Here is a 22,777-nt window from a genome sequence, read left to right as displayed (position 1 = left end):
GGGAGCACATCATGTGCTCCCTTTTTGGTTTCCATTTTCTTTGTTCTGTATATTCATTAGAGGAGATTACGGGAGCAGACAACACTCCCAATCTTACTTACTTGATGTTATGAATTAGGGTCTATGTCTGGCAGCCCGTCTATGTCGTTATGATGGTGATGCTCATCATCTTGGTTGTGGTTGACGTTCGCATCATGGTGTTCCAGCGCGTCTGACATATCCAAGTGCGCTTGGTCATGTGTTGCTGCATCTTGTTGGTCGACTTGTGCAAGTACGATGTCCATATCAGCAGGTTGATCGTCAACTGTTGTCGATGTCGCGTCGGGTTTAATGCCCAGTGCATCCAGATAAGCTGCTGCACCATGGTGGCTGACATCGTGATGTTGAGGGTCTGTAGCACTAACACTAACATGTTGCTCATTTGTATCATTGCTATCTTCTACGATAGTAACAGATGCCTCAAACGTCAGAGGTGAGTCTGGTTCATCGTGTTGAACTGGCGCATGCGGAGCCGGAGAGTTGACCTCAATGGTTAAGCTATTTTGAGATGAATCATTTCTTGAATTGCCATTGGTATCACCGACCCGATAGACCATGCTAGGTACCGTTCCAGTAAATCCAGCATCGGGCGTGAATGTATAGTGCCCATCTGCTTCAATAGCGAGCGTGCCAATTCCATTCATAGAATGTGGGTGTCCAGGTGTGACCGTGACATAACCTGCAACGGGGTCTTTGATTTGAATATCTTGCAGTACTAGGTGTGCATTGGAATCCGTATCTGTTGCAGCACCACTTAATCCTTCATGAGTGCCAAAGCCTGTAATTAGGTTTCCTTCTATTGGGCCACTATGTTGGATGCCTGAATCACTAAGACTGTGCAAAATAGGATCGTCGGTAGTCCCATTAATAGTGACTGAAATTGAATTTTTGGTACCATCTTTTGATGTGACTTCAATTCTATCTGTGAGTGTTTGTCCATTGTCTAAGTCTTGAATCGGCGTACTATTATTGTTTGCTGTATATACCCAAGTACCACTACTAGTGATCGTGAAGTGACCATAGGTTCCATCCTGTGATAGATACGGCTTCCCTTTGAGATCTAGTGCTGCTTCACCTTGTCTGTCAACATCAGAAATAACCAAGTGTCCATGACAAACAAGGACATCTGGAATGTTTGCTGCCCCGTTGGTATGCACGCTGTGGTGAATGTTTGTATCTTCTCTTATGCTACCGGAGTCACCAGTAAATGTTGCGGCATCATTCACGGCTGCAAGGGTGATATTCGCTCCCGTATGCGTAACACCACCATGCGCGTCTTGCACATCATAAGTGAAGTGAACTTGGCCGTTATAGTCTTTGGTTGGAGTAAAAGTGTATGTACCGTCTTGATTATCTAGAATAGAACCATGATCAACGTGAAGATTCGCAACGGTGAGTTTGCCTAGGTCGTTGCTATCCACGTCTATAGTGTTTGCCAAGAGTTCGGTGGCGGTGAAGGTCTGCGACTGATCTTCTTTGCCGCTGTTGAGCTGCACTTCAGATGAACAGTATGGGCGGTCGTTGTCACCATGAATGGTGATATGAATATCGTGAGTGGTGCCATCGGCGGATTTCACAGTAATGGTGTCGGTTAATGATTCACCTTTACCTAAATGATCAATCGCTCGGCCAGTAGCGGTTTGTCCGATGGAGGCGTAATAGCTCCATTCGCCGTTACTTTGCATGATGACTTGGCCGTGCGCGCCTTGATAGGTACCGCTTTGGGCATGACTTTCCCCAGTATCGGCATCCACTATGGTTAAGTGACCTTCGGTATGAATGAGATCATTGCTGAGTTCGGCGATATTGCCATGTGCATGATCGGGTGAGCGATCGTCCACACTGGTGCCACTGGTGCTGCCATCGGGAGCGGTATAGGCGCTGCCTTCGTGGGTCTCGCCAGTATCACCTCCGGTAAATGTCGCAGCATCGGCCACCGCATCGATGTGTAAGGTATTCTGTGTTTCAGCAGAATCAGCATGCCCGTCATTCACAGTATATTTGAACGCAACGTCACCATTGAAGTCAGGGGCCGGTACGAATTGCAGTTTGGTGATATCGGCCGCTGTAATGGCTTGTCCTGCGTGAATGCCAAGCCCATTGAGCACAAATTTACCTTGAGCTGTAGGGGGTAAATCAGTGATTGAAATAGAATGGAGGGTATCGCCCGTATCAATATCAAAGAAGCCAAATTGACTGGCCTGCATTTGATACTGGGTATCTTCCGTACCATTGGTTAACACCACCTTGGCAGCGGTCGGTACATCATTAGTCCCTGTTACTGTAATAGTAATTTCGTGAGTACTATAATCTCGTGAAGTTACTCTATAAACAACGTCACGTGTCTCCCCTTCCTTTAAAGCCTGTAACGCTGGGTTATTATTATCGACAACGTAAGCCCAACTTCCCGCTTGGCTAATATGCAGGTTTCCACCAAAAGGATCGGAAATAGCATGTTCTCCCCAAGATTTGAAGTCGAAGAATTCTTCCTGTGGTCCATCCGGATCGTGAATTGCAAGCGTCCCCGAAGCGACTAATTGATCTATTCCGCCAGATCTCGATATTCCTGTATCTTCCTTAACGGCACCAGTGTCGTCTCCTGTAAAGGTAGCGGCGTCTCTGACAGCTGTTAAGTTAATGTTTGCTCGTGAGTGCGTCATCCCACCATGAGCATCGACTACGTCATAGGTAAAATGGACTTGGCCATTGTAATTATGGTCTGGAGTAAAGGTGAATGTGCCATCTTTATTGTCGAGTACGGTGCCGTGATCGGCGTGCAGGTTCGAGAGGGTAAGTTTACCAGCGTCATTGTGATCGACGTCGACGGTATTGGCTAGCAATTGTGCGGTGGTGAAGGTCTGCGTTTGGTCTTCTTTACCGCTATTGAGCTGCACTTCAGATGAACAGTATGGGCGGTCGTTGTCACCATGAATGGTGATATGAATATCGTGAGTGGTGCCATCGGCGGATTTCACTGTAATGGAGTCGGTTAATGATTCACCTTTACCTAAATGATCAATCGCTCGGCCAGTAGCGGTTTGTCCGATGGAGGCGTAATAGCTCCAATCGCCGTTACTTTGCATGATGACTTGGCCGTGCGCGCCTTGATAGGTACCGCTTTGGGCATGACTTTCTCCAGTATCGGCATCCACTATGGTTAAGTGACCTTCGGTATGAATGAGATCATTGCTAAGTTCGGCGATATTGCCATGTGCATGATCGGGTGAGCGATCGTCAACACTGGTGCCGCTGGTGCTGCCATCGGGGGCGGTATAGGCGCGGCCTTCGTGGACCTCACCAGTATCGACACCAGTGATCTTCGCAGAGTTGTTCACGCCTGTGATGGTGATTGAGAGGTTTTGGGTATTGCTCGCGTTATGCTCATCCGTCACTGTTACTGGGATAGTGAGTGTTTTCGTGACACCTGATGCCAAAGATTGGTAAGCGGAATGACTAGGATTGAAGTTATAGCTTCCGTCTGGGTTCATCAACAAACCATCGATTTGCGGTGTGCTGTAAGTCAATATGGCGCTTGTATCTATATCTTGACCAACCATTTGCCCATGGAGAACGCTACCGCCTTCAGTAACAGAGTGAGCCTGAGCATTAATAGTAGGGGCATCGTTAGTACCATTAATCGTGACCTTAATGGTCGATGGCGTGCCATCAACCGAAGACACAGTGAAAGTCTCTTCAACTTTATCGCCAACGTTTAATTGATTAAAGGCGCTGTTAGCAGTGAACGTCCAATGACCATTGGCGTCGATCGTTAAATCGCCATTGGTGCCAGAAATAGAATCCGGCGTAAACGCATTGTCTGGATTATCGACATCGGTGCTGGTCAGAGTGCCTGAAGTAGTAATGGCCGTATCGGTTTCATCGACTGCCACGGCAGCGTTGCTGACGGTTGCGGCATCATTGGTGCCTTTGATCGTCAACTTAATTTGATGTGGTGTGCCGTCAGCAGAGTGAACAGTGATGATGTCTGTGACTGTGGATCCTTTCGATAATGATTGTACCTTCGGATTGGTATTGTCTAAATCATAAGTCCATGTACCGTCTGGCTGAATGGATAGGCTGCCCCAATGGCCTTGAAGTTGTTCGGATTGAAAGTGATCTTGGTTTAAATCCGGATCAGAAACTGTTAATTGCCCGTGAGCGTGTAATGTGGAGTCTTCGATCAAAGTCCCAGTATCTAACCCCGTGACCACTGCGTTGTCGTCAATGCCGCCAACTGTCATTTCAAGCGCTTGAGGAGTGCCATCCTTGGTGTGAATGGTAAACGACTCATGGAGGCTAGTGAGTGAGGTCAGCGCTTGGATATTGGGAAGTGAATTGTTGACTTGGTAGTGCCATGCACCATTAGAGTCGATAGTTAGTGTGCCATATTTTCCGGTAATTGTTTCAGCAAGCACAGAGCTTTGATCATGGTCGGGGTCGACAACATCAATCTTACCTACTGCGTTCAATAAGCCGTGAGAATCCACGTTGCTATCTTCAGTCACTATGCCGTGCAAATCTCCAGAAATGGTAGGAACATCTTGCTTACCAGTAACGGGTATTTGAACGACAACGCTAGACCCATTTGATAAGTGAAGCACGAACTTATCTGTGCCGGGTTGATTCTGGTGTAGCAAAATGAATTGGGGTGAGAGAGGGTTCAATACAAAGGTATATTTACCGCCCGCATCAACGTGAAGCTCCCCATATATTCCTTTGATCACTTCCGGAGTAAAGGTTACTGGTAGGCTGGGTGTTGTAGGAACATTGTTGGTCGGTGCGGTTACTTCACCCGACTCGATAGAAGGAATCGAACTTGCAGGGATGTAATGTGCTTGAGGGTGCGATGAGCTAGAAAGGTGATGTGACGGTTTTAGCGTAGTTTCACTTCCTGAAGAAGAGGACTCTTGACCAACAATAGCATTTGAATCGTGAATATTTCTTGTTATTGGTTTTTGATTTTCGTCTTTAGAAATATCAGTGCTTAAATGAACTGCACTTTCTTGATTGCTGATGGGCTCTTGGTGAACCAATGTTGAATCATCCGTCGGGCTCAACGTTTCAGCTGAAGCGTGTTTAGCGAGCGACGGTAGAATGAGCATTAAAGACTGAGTCAGAGGAACATTGATCTTGAGTTTCGAATGTAATCGAACTTTTTTATTTTTTCCCTCTTTTACAGCTGCTGAGGGTTGGGTTTTAGGTTGTTCTTTTTTATTGAGCTTTGTGCTTATTTTGACGTTGTTTTCTTTAGTCATCTTCTCATCCGTGAATCTCTATTATTCTGCTTTAAGTAAAATACACAGATCGAGGTTTGGCGAGCTAATAAGATAATTTTTAAAGAAAATTTCTTTAAATCAAACAATTCTCTCATTTTGATGTAAACGTGTTGAATATCCATTTGTTCATTAACTCAAGGTATTGAGTAATGAGCATTGACCTTACCCTAAGGGGAACCTTTATAGTTACCGTATAAATTTAAAGGTTAGCTATGACAAACACATTCCGAACAACTTGGATTACTGTTTTCAGCATCATCGCGATGTTGATGTCTAGCTATGCCTCAAGCTCATCAGCCATGATGACTGAAGTAATGATGATGGAAATGATCTCGAGCAAATCGGCTTGTTACCACAGCGATACGTCGGTTAATGATTCAATGGCGGGATGTCATGTGACGAGTGAAGAAGCACACGCTGAACACTCTAATATGAGTGCTCATGACTTGATGGCTCAATGCGATATGTCTTCAATGAGCGAAGACGGCGACCACATGATGGGTAACCATTGTTCGAGTGCCGATTGTTGCGCTTCAGTATGTTCTGCAACTTCTTATCCAATTCAGGCTGTTCAAGCCGCCAATCCATATGTCTCTTCCTTAGCTCGTTTTCAATCTGTCATTATCGGGCAGAAAGTCACACGCGCTCAATCTTTGTTACGCCCACCCACCGCATAAATCTATATCTAAAAACATAGCGATATCAGAGTTATAAGTCTGATACGCCAATCTTTTATATGCGTTATTTAACGCTAGATATGGACATTCATTGTGAATATAAAACCAACAACCTCCGTGTTTGGAATAAACGCGCGTGTCGTGGTCGCTGCTGCCTTTGTTTCGAGTGCTGCTTTTATTTCAACCAGTGCTTTAGCTGCGGCGCCTGCTTCAACACAAGCTGATCAACAGAGCTCAACACAGCAACTCAATACATTGATTGAGATAGCATTGAGCCAAGACAGCAATCGCAAGCAGTACTTTGCTCAGTCACAAGCGATGCGTGAAACCGGTATTGCGAGCGCAACCTTAATGGATCCGAAATTGAAAGTCGGATTTGGTGGACTGCCAGTCGATAGCTTCCAGTTTGATGAAGATCCAATGACCAATATTTCGGTCGGTCTAATGCAGCAATTTGAGCGTGGCAATACACTCGATCTTCAGCAGAAAAAAGCCGGTCAGCAAGCGGATGGGTTAGCTCTTCAAGTGCAGGCTCGCGAGCTTACCGTTGCTAACAGCATGACGCAGTTATGGCTTGAATTGGGTTATCAGCAAGTCGCTGAAGGTGTGATGCGTGAAAATCGACGCTTGTTGGTTGAGCTAGAAAACTATGTGCAGACCAATTACTCGATTGGTAAAAGTGAAGCACAAGATCTGCTTAATGCTCAGCTTCAAGTCAGTAAGCTTGATGAGAAACTGCAAGCCAATCAGCAAGTTCAACGCCGTCTCATCTCTCAACTGTCTGAGTGGCTCGGTTCTGACTGGTTAGGGGCTCAAGCGATTAGCTCTCAAGTTATTGATTCTCAGGCTCTTGATCCTCAAGGGATACTTCATGCGAACAACCAAATTGACTGGACAAACTTGGAGAGCAAGCTGGCGACTAACAACGATGCAACCAAGCACTATCAACTGTTGATGGATCATCCGCTCGTTAAGATCACAGATGCGACTATCTCATCTACTCAAACTCAAGTAGAACTCGCTGAGCAAGCTTATACGCCGCAGTTTGGTGTGGAAGTGATGTATGCCCATCGACAAGCGAACAACATGGCGGGCGAACCTGCCTCTGATCTTGTCAGTGCTTATCTAACGGTTGATATCCCACTGTTTACGGGCAACCGACAAGACAAGAACTTGTCAGCGGCTCAGTACCAAGTTGGTGCGGCTAAATCCCAAAAAGACACCTTACTTTCCCAAATGAACGCGCAAATGAATGCGTTATTGGTGGATAAGGCGAACCTCACCCAACGTTTAGAACGTTATCAAAATTCCTTATTACCTCAGACGACGGCACGGATCAGTGCAGTTGAAAGGGGTTATCAAAACAACACCGCACAATTTAACGATGTTATCTCTGCAACGGCAGACGAGCTTGCTTTAAAGCTAGAACAACAGCGTTTGATTACCGATCTCAACATTGTAAATAGCAAACTGGCCTCACTGTTCAGTGGCTTTGAATACCAAGTTAACCAACCGCAACTCAACTCCACCGTAACTCAAAACAACAGCCAATCAATAAAGGAATAGACAATGAATACAGTAAAAGTAGCGACTATCGCTTTGTTGGTCGGTGGCGCATTAGGTTTTGGTGTGAATCACTTTGTCGTTGGATCAGCGCATAACATGTCAGCGATGGCAGGCATGGAGGGAGCAGAACCTCAAGCTGACGAAAGCAATGAACCTCTGTATTGGGTTGCGCCAATGGACCCAAATTATCAGCGTGACAAGCCGGGTCAGTCGCCTATGGGAATGGATTTAATCCCTGTTTATGCCGATGACTTAAGTGGTGGTTCAGACAAAGCAGGAACGGTATTTATCGACCCGTCGGTAGAAAACAATCTTGGAGTCAAAACAGCGAAAGTTAACTTCGAAGCGCTGTCTCCTCGGATTGAAACCGTGGGTTATGTTGCGTTTGATGAAAGTACATTATGGCAAACCAACGTAAGAGCAGCTGGCTGGGTTGAGAAGCTTTATATCAATGCTGTCGGTGAGAAGGTGAATAAGGGCGATGTGCTGTTCACACTTTATTCTCCAGAGCTGGTTAAGGCACAAGAAGAATTGCTTAGCGCTTACAAAACGGGTCGCAAAGGACTGATAAAAGGTTCCACTGAGCGCTTGATCACCTTGGGTGTCGATAAAGCGCAGATTCGCTCTATCACTCGCCGAGGTAAAGCCTCGCAAACCATAGAAATCAAAGCGCCTGCGGATGGCGTTATCGCCAGCCTCAACATTCGCGAAGGTGGATATCTTTCGCCTGCGCAAGCGGTAATCAGTGCTGGTCCTCTAGACGAAGTTTGGGTTGATGCCGAAGTGTTTGAGCGCCAAGCGCACTGGATCTCATCGGACAGTAACGCAGAGATGACACTGGATGCGATTCCGGGCAAAGAGTGGCAGGGCAATGTGGATTATGTATATCCGATTCTTGACCCAAAAACTCGAACCTTACGCGTTCGCTTGAAGTTCTCTAACCCTAATGGCGAGCTCAAACCAAATATGTTCGCCAATATCGCACTGAAACCAATCAGTGATGATCAAGTTCTTACCATACCAAGATCATCAGTTATCCACTCTGGGGGCATGACTCGTGTTGTGTTGTCTGAAGGTGAAGGTAAATACCGTTCAGCACGCATTGAAGTAGGGCGTGAAGCTGGCGAGAAGACCGAGGTGTTGCAAGGGCTCACACAAGGCGAACACATTGTGACTTCAGCGCACTTCATGCTGGACTCTGAATCTAGTCAATCCGCTGATTTGTCACGAATCAATGGCATTGAAGAGCAAGCCGAAACGGTTTGGGCAAAGGGTGAAATTGCCGATGTGATGCAAGGCAGTCGTATGGCAACCATCAATCACCAGCCTGTTCCTGAATGGGATTGGCCGGGCATGGTGATGAATTTCACCTTCGCAGAAGGCTTAGATATGGCCGACGTGAAGCGTGGGAAAGTCGTTGATTTTGAAATGATGAAAACAGAATCAGGCCAGTATGAAGTCGTTGATTATAAGGTGAGCGAGCATCAAATGGCGGGCGAAGTGTGGGTGAAAGGCGACATCACTATGCTAATGCCTGATTTCGGAATGATCACGGTGAATTACAAGCCAGTACCAGAGTGGGATTGGAAAGCGGGTGAAATGAACTTCCAAGCCAGTGACGACCTTGATTTATCGGAGTTTTCTGAGGAGCAAAGCATCCGGTTTCTAGTGGCGAAACAGGGTTCAGATTATGTGCTCAAATCTTTAGAAGCAGGTGAGGGCACATTATGATCAATGCAATTATTCGTTGGTCCATCAGTAACCGATTTTTGGTGCTGGTCGCGACTGTCGCCATCGTGTTTGGCGGGTTATACAGCGTTAAAAATACGCCCGTCGATGCTATTCCAGATCTTTCTGATGTACAGGTGATCATCAAAACTAGCTATCCGGGTCAAGCGCCACAAGTGGTTGAGGACCAAGTAACGTATCCACTCACTACTGCAATGTTAGCCGTGCCGGGTGCCGAAACGGTTCGTGGTTACTCGTTCTTTGGTGATTCTTACGTCTATATCATCTTCAATGACGATACTGACATGTATTGGGCGCGTTCTCGCGTGTTGGAATACCTGAGCCAAGTCGCGCCTAACTTGCCCTCAAGTGCTAAACCAACATTAGGACCAGATGCAACCGGTGTGGGCTGGGTTTACAGCTATGTACTGCAAGATAAAACCGGTAAGCACGACTTAGCAGAGCTTCGTAGCCTGCAAGACTGGTTTTTGAAGTATGAACTGCAAACCGTTGAGGGCGTATCTGAAGTCGCAACGGTAGGCGGCATGGTGAAGCAGTATCAAGTACAGATTGATCCTGCTAAATTACGTGCTTATGACTTAACCCTTCAACAGGTCAATAAGGCGATCCAAGATGGCAACCAAGAAACGGGTGCTTCAGTGGTTGAGATTGCTGAAGCGGAGCACATGGTTCGCACTACGGGTTACCTGACAAGCATTGAAGACATTCAATCACTGCCGCTAAAAGTGACCGACAAAGGTACACCGCTGCTATTGGGTGATATTGCTGACATAAACCTTGGCCCACAAATGCGTCGTGGCATCTCTGAGCTGAATGGTGAAGGTGAAGCGGTTGGCGGTGTTATCGTGATGCGTTTTGGTGAAAATGCCAGTGAAGTAATTGATTCTGTTAAGAGTAAACTTGCAGAGCTGCAAGCGGGCTTACCTGATGGTGTCGAGATTGTCGCAACTTATGACCGTTCAACCTTGATTGATTCTGCGGTTGAAAATCTATGGAAGAAACTGGCTGAAGAGTTCTTCGTGGTTGCGATTGTGTGCGCGTTGTTCCTGTTCCATATTCGCTCATCGCTGGTTATCGCGCTTAGCTTACCTGTCGGTATTTTAGGGGCGTTCATTGTGATGCATTGGCAGGGGATTAACGCCAATATCATGTCCCTAGGTGGTATCGCGATTGCGATTGGTGCCATGGTCGATGGTGCGATTGTAATGATAGAGAACGTTCACAAACATATTGAGCGAACGCCTCTAACCGATAAGAACCGTTGGCAAGTAATTGGTAAAGCGGCAGAAGAGGTGGGTGCGCCGCTGTTCTTCTCGCTGATTATCATTACCTTAAGCTTTGTTCCTGTATTCGCATTAGAAGGACAAGAGGGCAAGATGTTCTCGCCACTCGCGTTTACTAAAACGTATGCAATGGCGGCTGCTGCTGGTTTGGCTATCACACTTGTGCCGGTGTTAATGGGTTACTTTATTCGTGGCAACGTGCTACCTGAACATAAAAACCCAGTGAACCGTAGTTTGGTCGCGATGTACAAACCGCTTCTGAACCTCAGCCTAAAGTATCCAAAGGTGATGATTGTTATCGCACTTGGCTTAATGGCATCTGCGTACTACCCAACCAGCAAGCTTGGCAGTGAGTTCATTCCTCCTTTGGATGAAGGTGATTTGATGTACATGCCGACCACTTATCCGGGGATCTCGATAGGTAAGGCGCGTGAGCTGCTACAGCAAACCAACAAGTTAATCAAAACCATCCCAGAAGTTGAAACCACATGGGGCAAAATCGGACGTGCAGAGACCGCAACCGATCCTGCGCCACTGACCATGATTGAAACGGTAATTCAGCTTAAACCTCGAGATGAGTGGCGTGACGGCGTCACTACAGAGTCGTTACGTAAAGAGTTCGATGATCTGATTCAGTTCCCGGGTTTGACTAACGCATGGGTCATGCCAATTAAGACTCGTATCGACATGCTAGCGACCGGTATTAAAACGCCAATCGGAATCAAGATAGCAGGGCCAGATCTGAGTGTTATTGAGGATATTGGTTCTCAGCTTGAACCTATCTTGAACGGTGTGAGTGGTACGGCTTCTGTATATGCCGAACGTGTGGCTGGTGGTCGTTATGTCACGATCGACATCAAACGCCGTTCTGCTGCTCGTTACGGGTTAAGCATCAAAGAAGTGCAGCAGGCTATCTCGACTGCGGTGGGTGGGATGAATGTGGGTGAAACCGTTGAAGGGCTTGAGCGTTACCCGATTAACGTCCGCTACCCGCAAGATTATCGTGATTCTGTCGTCAAGTTGCAGAACTTACCACTCGTTACGCCAAACGGTGCTCGTATCGCTTTGTCTGATGTCGCGGATATCCGATATGAAGACGGCCCACCGATGATCAAAACAGAGAATGCGCGTCCTAACGGTTGGGTATTCGTGGACATTGATGGTCGTGACCTTGGTTCTTACGTAGCAGAAGCGCAACAAGTCGTTACAGATCAGATCGTCTTGCCTGCGGGCTATTCACTGGCGTGGTCTGGTCAATACGAATACATGGAACGGGCCAAAGATCGCCTAAGTGTGGTAGTGCCTATCACCATCGCCATCATCATGTTGCTGCTGTATTTGAGCTTCCGCCGTGTCGGTGAAGTGATGATGATCATGCTGACATTGCCGTTAGCCATGGTGGGCGGTCTGTGGTTGATGCATTACCTCAATTACAACTTCTCCATTGCGGTTGGTGTTGGCTTTATCGCTCTTGCCGGGGTTGCTGTTGAGATAGGTGTGATCATGTTGGTCTACCTAAACCAAGCATGGCACTACAAAAAATTGGATGCGGAGCAGGACCAGCAAGCACTTCAGAGTGAAGACTTAACGGATGCGATTCGTGAGGGCGCAGGACTGCGTGTTCGCCCAGTGATGATGACGGTTCTTACCGTGATCATTGGCCTTATTCCAATTATGTATGGCGAGGGTACGGGCTCAGAAGTGATGCAACGAATCGCTGCACCAATGATTGGCGGAATGGCGTCTGCGTTATTGCTCACATTATTGGTGCTACCTGCGATCTTTAAGCTCTGGAAGCTGCGTGAGATTACGCACAGCCAAAACGAGATAAGTAAATAAAGCACTGAATATAAAGCCCTTACTTGCGAAAAAGGAGTAGGTAAGGGCGCACCACATAAACATGTGAAACTAACAAATCAAAAACTGAATTAATCTAAGGAACGACCATGAAAAAGACACTAATTGCTATCGCTCTAACACTGACTACTGCAACCGCTTTTGCTGAAATGGATCATTCAGCTATGGACCATTCGAAGATGATGAATATGGAAGGTATGTCGGAAGTTGGCATGCCAGCTCAAGGCGCTAAACCCGATAAAGTGGTTCATGTTTTATTGAGTGACGACATGAGAATTACGTTTAAGAACAAGGTCGATATTGAGCCCAATGACGTAGTTCAGTTTGTAGTAATGAATACAGGCAAGATTGACCACGAATTCTCGATTGGTTCTGCAGCAGAGCAGTTAGAGCATCGTGAAATGATGAAAAAGATGGGTAACCACCACCATGATTCTGGCAGTACAGTGACGGTGAAATCGGGCAAAGCGAAGCAATTACTGTGGCATTTCCATGGTGATAATCAAGTCGAGTTTGCTTGTAATATTCCAGATCACGCAGAAGCGGGCATGGCGAAGTCGATAACGCTGTAGAGATTAATCTAATAGAGCTAGATGCAAATAAAATTTGTGTTGAAGAGGTATTATTAGGATATGAATTTCGGCTGAATAAAGCTTGAATAGGATTGGAGCGTGCAGCGGGAATCGAACCCGCATCATCAGCTTGGAAGGCTGAGGTAATAGCCATTATACGATGCACGCACACTGTCTTAAGAGTAAGACTGAAGCATCAAGAAGACTGGAGCGTGCAGCGGGAATCGAACCCGCATCATCAGCTTGGAAGGCTGAGGTAATAGCCATTATACGATGCACGCACATCGTCTTAACGAGTTTGATAATGCCACATCTAACTGAAAACGAAACCTTTTTCTTTCATTTTTATTCTAAGTGCTCGCATAATCACCACTCCGATAGTTTTTTACTCGCCTTTTGTGCTTCTAGAAAGAGTAAAGTGTGATTAAACTCTTATTCAGTCTAGGTCTAAAATAACAGATAACCTATATCTTTGGTGAAGGCGTTAGCCTACGATTTGTAAATTTAAATGAGTACTCGTTTCGTTCAAGGTGTGAGCAAATTATGAAAATCCGTATGTTAAAATAAAGGGGGCTTCATCCAAATTATCGAATTTCTGATAACAATTTAGATGCATAAATACAACTTGAGCATAAATTACATAATTCATTAAACTAATCCCAAAATAGTAGCGTTATAAGTAATCATGATCGTTTGGAGAAGTAAGTAACAAATTTAGTTGATAATTTGCGCAAAACTCTCGTCATTCCGTCCGCCGTTTGGTACATTTATCGCATATTTTGTCTCCCACCTTTAGCGCACTCATGCCTTCTCAGTACCGAATTAACAAAATTGTTGAAATTGGGGACACTCTTCACCGCAGTGGTTGTGCTCCTTATAAGCTTGAAAAGTACACACAATACTATGCAAGAAAGCATGGTGTTGATGTGATGATCCAAGCAACGCCAACTGCGATTAACTATCAGTTTCCAGATGATAACAACGCCGTTATTCTAAAACGCCAAAAGTTGGCCTCAATTAATCTGAGTTTGTTGGCAAATACCATTATTCGTATTAATCAACCGAGTAGTGAACCGGTGCCAGAACCTGTAGGTTATTCTAAATGGGTCACAGCTCTTGCCAATATGGGCATTCCGCCCGCGTATTTGATGCTTGTAGGCAGTACGCTAGAAGCGGTTGCTTTCTCGGTGTTTTTGGGTTTGATGGTTTGGGTGTGTCAGCAAGTTCTACATTCACGTCGTGCCATCGCGGTTGAATTCATTTCGGCGTTATTGACCGGTATTTTCGTCGCTTTCTTGGCGAGTACAGGTCTGCCCATTCCTGTTTGGGCATTGTGTATTGCTTCAATAGTCTTGTTCGTCCCCGGATTATCAATAGCCAACGCATTAGAGTGTTTGGCGTTTAATGACTTAGTCTCCGGCACTAGTTTGCTCGGTCAAAGTGCGTTAACCCTCATTAAGCTGTTTGTTGGCATTGTCATGGGGCTCAATATTGGCGAAGCGATATGGGGGCAGGCCGTTTCTATTTCTTATATCAATGCAGTGCCGATATGGATGCACATTTCTGGATTGGTGCTGATTTCTGTCTCTATCGGTGTGATGTTTAATGCGCGCCCAACGGACATTCTATTAGGTTTACCCGTCGCTGTTCTCGGTATGTGGGGCCCGTTTTATCTAGGTTTTGATAGTGGTTGGGTTGTCGGTACTTGGGTAACTACTGTGTTGATTACTCTTTATGGTACTTGGATTGCGAAGAAAATGGATCTCACTGGATCGATCTATATCGTGCAAGGGATCATTATCTTGGTCCCGGGTAGTCGCGTGTTGGTAAGTGCTAGCCAATCGGTTTTTGAGCAGTCTATCTTGCCGATCCCAAGTATCGGCTTATCGGCGCTGTTTATGTTCTCCGCGATTGTGGCTGGGCAAATCACAGCGTATTCAATCTACTCGCCAAAAGTAGAACATTGACCTTTTTAGATTACGGCTGCCTTTTAAACAAATTACTATCATAGACAAACACAGCCCATGGCTGTGTTTGTTCGTTTTAGGCGCAGCTCTTTTTTGCGTTAGATTCACTTAGGAGCAATTGTTAGATTTGTGCTCGCTAAGCCTAGCAAGAGCCATTAAAATGAGCACAAATTCCATTTAAATGAAGGATTAACGTATGTCTTTACCTCCTTGTCCGCAATGCCAATCTGAATACGTCTACCCAGACCAAAACAACCTAATCTGCCCTGAGTGCGCTTATGAGTGGAACCCAGAAGAAGAGCGTTTAGAAAGAGAAGCAGCGCGCGTTAAGGATGTTAACGGTGCCGTTCTAGAAACTGGCGATAAAGTAACTTTTATTAAAGATCTAAAAGTAAAAGGCAGCTCTAGCGTCTTGAAAATTGGTACTAAAGCTGTGATTAGACGCATCAACGAAGGCAAAGATCATCAGCTGGATTGTAAGCTTGATGGTGGCGGGGAGATGTTGGTGACAGCGAAATACGTGAAAAAGCAGTAACCATTCATTTATTGTTGGAGGTATTTTGAAGTATTCGACAAGACCCGCTCAGGCATCAGATTATGAATTTTTGTTCGAGCTAAAAAAGGCGGCTGAATTTGAGCCAATCAAGGCTGTTTTTGGCTGGGATGAACAAGTTCAACGAGATATACACGCCGAAGAGTGGGTAGAAGAACGGCCTGAAATTATTGAATATAAAGGTAAATCGATTGGCAGTGTGTTACTGCAAGACAAAGGTGACCACTTCTACTTTTGCCGTTTCTTCCTGCTGCCTGAATATCATGGCAAGGGTATCGGTAGTCAGGTTCTCACCGATTGCTTAGTTTACGCAGACAAGCTCAATAAACCGGTTGAGTTGTGTTATCTGCAAGGTAATCGAGTTGGAGAGCTGTACTTAAGATTTGGTTTTGAAATCACCTCGCAAAACGACCAGTTTGTTTATATGTGGCATCAGTAACCATAAGGGCTGGTTAGGTTTAGACTCGGTGGCACAGTGAATCATGATCTTGATAATCGAACAGATGCTCGAATTCACGTTCAAACAATCTATTACACTAGCGGTTAAGGTAAACGCTCGATCGTTGTTCAATGACTTTAAAAATACGTGAGAGGGTGAAACACAGCGCGAAGTAAACCGCGCCAACAATCAGCCAGATCTCGAAGATCAAACCGGAAGAGTTCGCCATTTCAGTACCAACAAACGTCATCTCTTGGATCGAAATCAGTGAGACAATCGACGTGTCTTTAACCAAAGAGATTGCTTGGCCAGCCAAAGGTGGCGTAATCGCGGTTAATACCTGTGGGCCAACCACAAATCGATACTTAGACAGCGTAGATAAACCGAGAGAGTCAGCTGCTTCCCATTGCCCTTTAGGAATGCTTTCTAAACCAGACCGAATCACTTCAGCGATATAAGCCGAAGAAAGCAAGCCAATACAGATAACACCAGAGGCTAAGTTTTCCCAAAGGTTTGCGGGTCCGAACAGAAACGCTTGAACAGCATTAATTTCACCATTGTGTTCACGTAAAATGTTTTCTAAGCCAAGCAGAGGGATCAGCTGGTTGGAGACAAAGAAGTAAAAGATAAACACAAATACCAATGGCGGAATATTTCGAACCAACTGGATGAAAATCAGCGCCGGTGTTTTGAATAAAGCGATCTTAGAGTGTCTTACCACCCCTAACAGTGTGCCGAAAGAGAGCGCTAACACCATGCTCCATAAACTTAAACGCAGTGTTGCGACCAAGCCTTGGAAGAAATAAGGGACACTGCCTTGAGAAGGTGGAATAAAAATCAGTGTGAACGCGTCTTCCCAGCGCCACTGGTAATTAATACCGACAGCAGAGCGATAATAAAGCCAACCTGCGAATGCACAAATGATGGCAAACAACACTCCATCTAATAGATTGAGGCGTTGATACCAAGGCTTTATGTGAAGGTTGGGCTTGGGCGTTGATAATGCGCTAGTACTACTCACGTTATTCCTGTTTAAACATTAATTATTATTGGTTTGATGTTTGGATCTAAAGCGAATCAAATAAAGCTACTTAAAGGCGATTTAAGTTGTCGATGAGAAGGCAGTGCAAACAGCGCACTGCCTTGATTAATCAACCAATAGCGAGCCCATATTCAAAAAGTGCGCTCGGCTTCAGGTTACTGACCTTGAGCAATCTGGTCCTGCCAATCCAGCGTAGAGAACCAGTACTCGTAACGTTCTTTCAACCAACCGTCTTCAGTACGAGCTTTGATCCACGCGTTGAAAAACTCTGCTTTGTCTGTTTCGCCTAGGCGCACAGCAAACGCTTCGTTACCTTTTGATAGGCGCTCTTCAAATGGAATGAATAGCGTGTCTGCGTTTTTGATTGTTTCGTGTTCTGGTTTTGGGCTAGATGCGATAACCGCGTGTGCATTGCCGTTTAACACTTCTTGGAACGCTTGAGCGTCGTCATCAAACTGTAGAACCTTAGCTTTCGGGAAGGTTTCACGAGCGACTTGAACCGTGAAAGCACCACGACGAGCAGCTATCTTCACACGACGAGAATCGAAATCAGAGAGCTGAGTAAAGCCTTCAGCCAGATCTTTGTTTGCAGCTAGCTGAACGCCAGAGTGAGAGTAAGGTTCAGTGAACAGTACGCTTTTAGATCGCGCTTCAGTGATAGACATACCGCCGATGATCACATCAAATTTCTTCGATAATAGAGAAGGGATGATGCCGTCCCACGCCGTAGGAACAAATTCGACTTTCCAGCCTGAATCTTTGGCAAGACGCTTCGCCACGTCAATTTCAAAGCCAACAAGGTCGCCTTGTTTGTTACGCATTGCCCAAGGTATAAAAGTCGACATACCAACACGCAGAGAGCCACGATCGTTGATTTTATCTAGGTTAGGCGTTTCAGAAGCAAGTGCAGGCAAACTGACGGCAAGCGCAAGTAGAGCTGTAATTGCGGTTTTAAATAGCTTCATGCTGATAAATCCTTATTGTGTTCGCCAGTTAGCCCCGAGCTTATGCTCAAGCCAAGCAGCAACGGCAGAAAGTGAAAGTGTAAGTGCAAGATAAATGATCGCCACAGAGAACCAAATCTCAAATGGCATCGCGGTTTCAGAAACAATGTTCCTGGCTTCAGTTGTCAGGTCGAAAATCGCCATGACACTCACAATCGAAGAGTTTTTAATAAGAGAGATAACTTCATTCGTCAAAGGCGGCAACGTACGTTGAATCACCTGAGGAAGAATCACATCCCAATAAGTATAGGTCTTTGATAAGCCCAAAGATTGAGCCGCTTCAAATTGTCCTTTAGCAATGCCATTTAAACCGGCACGGAAGATTTCGGCAGTGTATGCCCCTTGGAAAAGTGCCAAGGCTAAAACAGCCGTGCTAAAGCGGTCCAACCCTAGTACGGGGCCAAACACAAAATAGAGCAAATAGATTTGTACTAATAACGGCGTGTTACGTATCAACTCAACATAGCTGGTGGCTAAGGTACGACCAACCACGGAATTAGAGTTGCGTAATAGGGCTGTGGTTAAACCAATAATTAGTGTAGCGACTAAAGAGATCAAAGAGATATTGATAGTAACCAGTAACCCTTCCATCAGTTCTGCAGGCCACCATTCGCCATCTTCATAGAAAGCAATATAGTCCGGTACGCGCTCCCATTGCCAGCTGTATCCCATGGTTTGTGCGCCAGAATCGAGAATCCAAACAACAGCAGCCGCGAGCACAACAATTTGTACTAAAGCGGCTAGGGCGGGTTTCACTATTTTAAGCAGCATCAGTAAGTCAAAATCTGAGTTAGGAACGCTTGAGTACGTTCATGTTGAGGGTTTTCAAAAAGCGCTTGAGGCGTATTGGATTCCACTATTTGCCCTTCATCCATAAAAATGACACGGTCAGCAACTCGTTTCGCAAAGCCCATTTCGTGTGTCACGCACACCATGGTAATCCCCTCGCTTGCAAGTTCAACCATCACATCGAGCACCTCGTTGATCATTTCTGGGTCAAGGGCAGATGTTGGTTCATCAAACAACAATAATTCAGGTTTCATACAAAGAGAACGAGCAATCGCAACACGTTGTTGTTGGCCGCCAGAAAGCTGAGCGGGGTACTTATTCGCTTGCTCTGCAATATGCACACATTCAAGATAATGCATCGCTATTTTCTCTGCATCTTGTTTGCTTTTTTTGAGCGTACGGGTCGGAGACAAAGTCAGGTTTTCAAGCACCGTAAGGTGGGGGAATAAGTGGAAGTGTTGAAATACCATACCGACTTGACCTGGAGTGCTGAATTTGCACGGAAGCGCTTGTTCTAGCACAGAAAGCTCACCGCTTTCGAAGGGCTCTAGCTGGTTGATACAGCGGATCAAGGTTGATTTACCAGAACCAGACGGCCCGCAAATCACCACAATTTCTCCCTGTTCAATCTTTAAATCGATATCCTTTAGGGCATGGAAATCACCATACCACTTGTTAAGTGACTTAAACTTAACCATTTCCTTCAGAGACTTCAAATTGTCTTACATACCTTGTAATTGAGCAGTTTACCTTACCAATATAGAAATATGATTGCACATAAAAATAAGAGCTTATGAGAATTTAATAGCATCTTGTAGGGCAAATAAAAAGCAGCGCCAAAATGAACGCTGCTTTTGATATACGAAAGAACAAAGAATTAGGTTCAGTGTAACCCCATAAATATTGTTTAAGGTACTTCTCCCATTCAAATTACTTTTGTATTTCGATCTGTTTTGCTTTCTTTAAGTTCAAGCGACTCTTAGTGAATCGCAGACTCTAGGATTTCACGTGTTTTTGCTGGCGTGATGGCTTTGTTCTCGCCAAGCTCTAGGTAACCGTGTGATTCAAGTTGAGCAACAACATTGTCGATTGCTGTCTCTTTGTTTGTTTCGTAATCGTCGAACATCGTTGCCACGTCTAGGCTGTGGTAAAACGCTTCGATTGCATCGATAGTACGCTCTGCTAAGTCAGCACCTGCTTCTAGGCCAAATACGTTGCGACCCATTTGCTCTAGCTTGCCACGTTTCGCTTCGATTTGGTTACGAAGTAGTGAAGGTTGAACAATCGCCAGTGAACGTGCGTGGTCTACATGCCACAGTGCTGTGAATTCGTGGCCAATCATGTGTGTTGCCCAATCTTGAGGAACGCCAGTACCAATCAGGCCGTTAAGCGCTTGGTTTGCTGTCCACATTAGGTTCGCACGCCATGCGTCGTTGTCGCGATCATCGTATTGCTTACCCAGTACAAGTAGGTTTTTCAGCAGTGTTTCTGCGTAACCGTCTTGAACCATCGCGTCTGTTGGCATTGTGATGTATTGCTCACACACGTGTACCCAAGCATCAACTAGACCGTTAATCAGTTGACGTTCAGGCAGAGACTTCATTACATCTGGGTCCATTACCGCAAACTTAGGCTGTACTGCTGGGTTCATGAATGCCAGCTTCTCTTGAGTCTCTTTACGAGTAATTACTGCACCCATATTAGATTCAGAGCCCGTAGCCGGAAGCGTTAATACTGCGCCGATTGGTGTTGCTTCTGTTACTTGGTGTTTACCTGCTAGGATGTCCCAACCGTCACCGTCGTATTTAGCGGCTGCAGCAACGTATTTAGAACCGTCGATGACCGAACCACCGCCAACCGCGATAATGAATTCTACATTTTCTGCTTTAGCAAGAGCGACTGCTTTATCGAGTGTCTCTTTGGTAGGGTTTGCTTCAACACCAGCGAACTCAATCCAAGCGTGATCTTTCAGAGAAGCGACGACTTGGTCGTAAACGCCATTGTTTTTGATTGAACCGCCACCGTAGATGACAAGTACTTTCTTTGAAGTATCAACCGCTTGGCTGATAGCGTTGATTTGACCTTGGCCGAAGTGAATTACGGTAGGGTTAACATAAGTAAATTGCATTGTAGGTTCCTTGTGTAAAGCTAGATTTTTATTCTGATGTATTGCTCAATATGTATATTTGCATATTAGTACAGGAGTTTAGGGTGGTGAAGGCCAGTTTCTCTAAATTAATTGCCTATTTCTACAAAGTTGTTATTCTTTTTGGGCTTTTGTGCAAATACACTCCGCACCTTGAATGGAATATCACCCGTTATGAATACACTCGCCCAGTTAATGCAGTCTTACGTTGAATACAAAGGTTGGAATGATCTCGAAGGGATCCGAAAAACTGAGATCGAGGATGTCTGGTTTTACCGAAGCAGTGGTGGTAACCAACGCCAACCTTTTACCTATCAGTCTGGGATCATCATGCTTGGACAGGGTCAGAAGAACATCTATATCGGCGAAAGGCCAGTAACTTATGCCGCGGGTGATTACCTCGTCGTTGGCGTGCCAATGCCACTAGAGTGCGAAGCCTTGCCTGTCGATGGTGAACCCTTACTTGGTTTGTCGATCAACATCGACTCTCAGCGCTTACATAGCTTAGTGAAAAAGCTAGAAGACCAAGGGTTTCTCGAAAGCTACTGTAATAAGCATAAACAGAAATCGAGTGGTTTAGAGTCGACACCCATGGAAGAGCAGATGCTAGACAGCTTTACTCGACTGATCAAAACGCTGCATTGCGACATTGAAGCCAACATACTCGGTGATGCGCTCGTTAGCGAAATTGTTTATCGAGCATTAACAGGGTCTGAAGGGCGTGTGTTATTCGATCTCGCCCATCACGACGGCCACTATGCACGTGTTGCTAAAGCGCTGTCTAAAGTACATGAAGAGTATGATCAAACCATTACCGTTCAATCGCTTGCCGACGAAGCCAACATGAGTGTGTCTGCCTTCCACAATGCGTTTCGTAATGTCACCTTTGAATCACCCCTTCAATACCTGAAGAAGGTAAGGCTCAACAAAGCCAAAGAGCTGATTCAGTCAGAAGGCCTGCGAATTAACGACGCTGCACGCCGGGTCGGCTACTCCAGCCCATCCCAATTTAGCCGCGAATTTAAGCGTCACTTTAATACCACTCCAAGAGCGGTGTAGCTCTTCTTTCAAAAAGAATCCATGTTCCTAAATGTGCGGTATTTCATGTTATGCAATACCACACGTATATTTTGGTTGATTGCGAAGCATTAATTTATAAATATGCATTATTGAAAATCAAACCAAAAAAATTTAGCTAATCAAAAGAAGTAATTAGATACGAATAACTTCATATTGAAGTGTGAAAACTATGCTTCTTGACGGCTCCTATGGGGTACTCGAGATTTGCTGAAGATGCTGCTTAAAGGATTCAGAACAAATGATACGTAATTTTTACACGTGCGATAAAGAAGTCGACCATAACAGTCATGGAGGAGATGGTAAGATTGATATTTATCGAGCATTTCGTCGGAAGGACTTTGACGGCGCTTGGGACTTTGCTATTCGTGTCGTTATGCCACCTGGGAGTTCAATGGGAGAGCATACTCATGGGGATGATCAAGAAATGTATATCATCTTAAAAGGGGAGGGAACGATGATGATCGAAGGTAAAGAAAAAAAAGTTACTTCAGGTGATATGGTCGTCAACAAGCGATTCGGAACACATAGTTTAGTAAACACTTCGGCTAATGAAATAGAGTTGCTAATCATTCAAGCTAGTCAAAAGTAAGTCAATAAAATTAATTGCTAAGGAATTTTTCCGATTTATTGAAGAAAATAGCATGCGATTCTCGAAAATATTATTAACGTATTTGTATAGAGTAAGCTATCTAAAATAATTAGTTAAATAGCCTAAGATTTTATGCACAGATACAGGTG

General features: G+C 45.2%; 16 protein-coding genes and 2 tRNA genes. 10 read left to right on the top strand and 8 right to left on the bottom strand.

Annotated elements, in window-relative coordinates:
* Positions 1 to 107: 107 nt before the first annotated feature.
* Positions 108 to 5,294, bottom strand: coding sequence for a VCBS domain-containing protein (locus OCT63_RS17350; RefSeq protein WP_269984167.1), 5,187 nt, complete (start codon positions 5,292 to 5,294; stop codon positions 108 to 110).
* A 233-nt stretch (positions 5,295 to 5,527) separates the two neighbouring features.
* Here OCT63_RS17350 and OCT63_RS17345 point away from each other — a divergent pair, with 233 nt between their 5' ends.
* From OCT63_RS17345 to copI, 5 genes are all read left to right on the top strand, one after another.
* The gene (locus OCT63_RS17345; protein WP_269984166.1) at positions 5,528 to 5,992 is read left to right on the top strand and encodes a hypothetical protein; all 465 of its coding nucleotides are present in this window, start codon (positions 5,528 to 5,530) and stop codon (positions 5,990 to 5,992) included.
* Between the two features lie 99 nt (positions 5,993 to 6,091).
* Positions 6,092 to 7,558, top strand: a complete 1,467-nt coding sequence (locus tag OCT63_RS17340) for a TolC family protein (protein ID WP_161685073.1) — start codon at positions 6,092 to 6,094, stop codon at positions 7,556 to 7,558.
* 3 nt (positions 7,559 to 7,561) lie between these two features.
* Positions 7,562 to 9,289 (top strand): efflux RND transporter periplasmic adaptor subunit, encoded by a 1,728-nt coding sequence (locus tag OCT63_RS17335; protein ID WP_269984165.1) that lies wholly within the window; start codon positions 7,562 to 7,564, stop codon positions 9,287 to 9,289.
* On the top strand, positions 9,286 to 12,429 hold the full coding sequence (locus OCT63_RS17330; RefSeq protein ID WP_269984164.1) for an efflux RND transporter permease subunit: 3,144 nt from the start codon (positions 9,286 to 9,288) through the stop codon (positions 12,427 to 12,429). Before OCT63_RS17335 ends, OCT63_RS17330 begins: the two co-directional genes overlap by 4 nt.
* Positions 12,430 to 12,536: 107 nt before the next feature.
* Positions 12,537 to 13,019 (top strand): copper-resistant cuproprotein CopI, encoded by a 483-nt coding sequence (gene copI, locus OCT63_RS17325; protein ID WP_269984163.1) that lies wholly within the window; start codon positions 12,537 to 12,539, stop codon positions 13,017 to 13,019.
* Positions 13,020 to 13,112: 93 nt separating this feature from the next.
* Here the strand turns inward: copI and OCT63_RS17320 are convergent.
* Positions 13,113 to 13,187: transfer RNA gene (locus OCT63_RS17320), tRNA-Gly, on the bottom strand.
* Between the two features lie 38 nt (positions 13,188 to 13,225).
* Positions 13,226 to 13,300, bottom strand: a tRNA-Gly gene (locus tag OCT63_RS17315).
* A gap of 522 nt (positions 13,301 to 13,822) precedes the next feature.
* Here OCT63_RS17315 and OCT63_RS17310 point away from each other — a divergent pair.
* The 3 genes from OCT63_RS17310 (at position 13,823) to OCT63_RS17300 (ending at position 15,978) form a co-directional block, all read left to right on the top strand.
* Positions 13,823 to 14,986, top strand: coding sequence for a threonine/serine exporter family protein (locus OCT63_RS17310; RefSeq protein WP_017058138.1), 1,164 nt, complete (start codon positions 13,823 to 13,825; stop codon positions 14,984 to 14,986).
* 196 nt (positions 14,987 to 15,182) lie between these two features.
* Complete coding sequence (locus OCT63_RS17305; RefSeq protein WP_046224897.1) at positions 15,183 to 15,521, top strand: zinc ribbon domain-containing protein YjdM; 339 nt, start codon at positions 15,183 to 15,185, stop codon at positions 15,519 to 15,521.
* 25 nt (positions 15,522 to 15,546) lie between these two features.
* Entirely contained in the window at positions 15,547 to 15,978 is a 432-nt protein-coding gene (locus tag OCT63_RS17300; RefSeq protein WP_161673718.1) for a GNAT family N-acetyltransferase, read from the top strand.
* Between the two features lie 97 nt (positions 15,979 to 16,075).
* On the opposite strand, the gene OCT63_RS17295 is transcribed toward OCT63_RS17300, so the two are convergent.
* From OCT63_RS17295 to OCT63_RS17275, 5 genes are all read right to left on the bottom strand, one after another.
* Positions 16,076 to 16,999 carry an amino acid ABC transporter permease gene (locus OCT63_RS17295; protein WP_269984162.1) on the bottom strand — a complete coding sequence of 308 codons (924 nt, stop codon included), beginning with the start codon at positions 16,997 to 16,999 and terminating at the stop codon, positions 16,076 to 16,078.
* A gap of 176 nt (positions 17,000 to 17,175) precedes the next feature.
* Positions 17,176 to 17,985, bottom strand: a complete 810-nt coding sequence (locus OCT63_RS17290) for a transporter substrate-binding domain-containing protein (RefSeq protein WP_269984161.1) — start codon at positions 17,983 to 17,985, stop codon at positions 17,176 to 17,178.
* A gap of 12 nt (positions 17,986 to 17,997) precedes the next feature.
* Positions 17,998 to 18,795: an amino acid ABC transporter permease gene (locus OCT63_RS17285; RefSeq protein ID WP_269984160.1), complete on the bottom strand. Its 798-nt coding sequence runs from the start codon at positions 18,793 to 18,795 to the stop codon at positions 17,998 to 18,000.
* Positions 18,795 to 19,511, bottom strand: coding sequence for an amino acid ABC transporter ATP-binding protein (locus tag OCT63_RS17280; protein WP_161685071.1), 717 nt, complete (start codon positions 19,509 to 19,511; stop codon positions 18,795 to 18,797). Before OCT63_RS17280 ends, OCT63_RS17285 begins: the two co-directional genes overlap by 1 nt.
* Positions 19,512 to 19,792: 281 nt before the next feature.
* Positions 19,793 to 20,941, bottom strand: coding sequence for an iron-containing alcohol dehydrogenase (locus OCT63_RS17275; protein ID WP_269984159.1), 1,149 nt, complete (start codon positions 20,939 to 20,941; stop codon positions 19,793 to 19,795).
* A 192-nt stretch (positions 20,942 to 21,133) separates the two neighbouring features.
* Here OCT63_RS17275 and OCT63_RS17270 point away from each other — a divergent pair, with 192 nt between their 5' ends.
* The gene (locus tag OCT63_RS17270) at positions 21,134 to 22,018 is read left to right on the top strand and encodes an AraC family transcriptional regulator (RefSeq protein ID WP_060469609.1); all 885 of its coding nucleotides are present in this window, start codon (positions 21,134 to 21,136) and stop codon (positions 22,016 to 22,018) included.
* Between the two features lie 259 nt (positions 22,019 to 22,277).
* Entirely contained in the window at positions 22,278 to 22,628 is a 351-nt protein-coding gene (locus OCT63_RS17265; protein WP_161679482.1) for a cupin domain-containing protein, read from the top strand.
* Positions 22,629 to 22,777: the final 149 nt, after the last annotated feature.

This window comes from Vibrio sp. RW, from assembly GCF_027587105.1.
Lineage (GTDB): Bacteria > Pseudomonadota > Gammaproteobacteria > Enterobacterales > Vibrionaceae > Vibrio > Vibrio toranzoniae.
This window is presented reverse-complemented; position numbering and strand designations above follow the sequence as displayed.

Coding starts and splice junctions, on each gene's coding strand:
- OCT63_RS17305 (WP_046224897.1), top strand. CDS start 15,183: ATGTCTTTACCTCCTTGTCCGCAATGCCAATCTGAATACGTCTACCCA.
- OCT63_RS17280 (WP_161685071.1), bottom strand. CDS start 19,511: ATGGTTAAGTTTAAGTCACTTAACAAGTGGTATGGTGATTTCCATGCC.
- OCT63_RS17345 (WP_269984166.1), top strand. CDS start 5,528: ATGACAAACACATTCCGAACAACTTGGATTACTGTTTTCAGCATCATC.
- OCT63_RS17310 (WP_017058138.1), top strand. CDS start 13,823: ATGCCTTCTCAGTACCGAATTAACAAAATTGTTGAAATTGGGGACACT.
- OCT63_RS17265 (WP_161679482.1), top strand. CDS start 22,278: ATGATACGTAATTTTTACACGTGCGATAAAGAAGTCGACCATAACAGT.
- OCT63_RS17350 (WP_269984167.1), bottom strand. CDS start 5,294: ATGACTAAAGAAAACAACGTCAAAATAAGCACAAAGCTCAATAAAAAA.
- OCT63_RS17275 (WP_269984159.1), bottom strand. CDS start 20,941: ATGCAATTTACTTATGTTAACCCTACCGTAATTCACTTCGGCCAAGGT.
- OCT63_RS17330 (WP_269984164.1), top strand. CDS start 9,286: ATGATCAATGCAATTATTCGTTGGTCCATCAGTAACCGATTTTTGGTG.
- OCT63_RS17285 (WP_269984160.1), bottom strand. CDS start 18,795: ATGCTGCTTAAAATAGTGAAACCCGCCCTAGCCGCTTTAGTACAAATT.
- copI (WP_269984163.1), top strand. CDS start 12,537: ATGAAAAAGACACTAATTGCTATCGCTCTAACACTGACTACTGCAACC.
- OCT63_RS17270 (WP_060469609.1), top strand. CDS start 21,134: ATGAATACACTCGCCCAGTTAATGCAGTCTTACGTTGAATACAAAGGT.
- OCT63_RS17290 (WP_269984161.1), bottom strand. CDS start 17,985: ATGAAGCTATTTAAAACCGCAATTACAGCTCTACTTGCGCTTGCCGTC.
- OCT63_RS17335 (WP_269984165.1), top strand. CDS start 7,562: ATGAATACAGTAAAAGTAGCGACTATCGCTTTGTTGGTCGGTGGCGCA.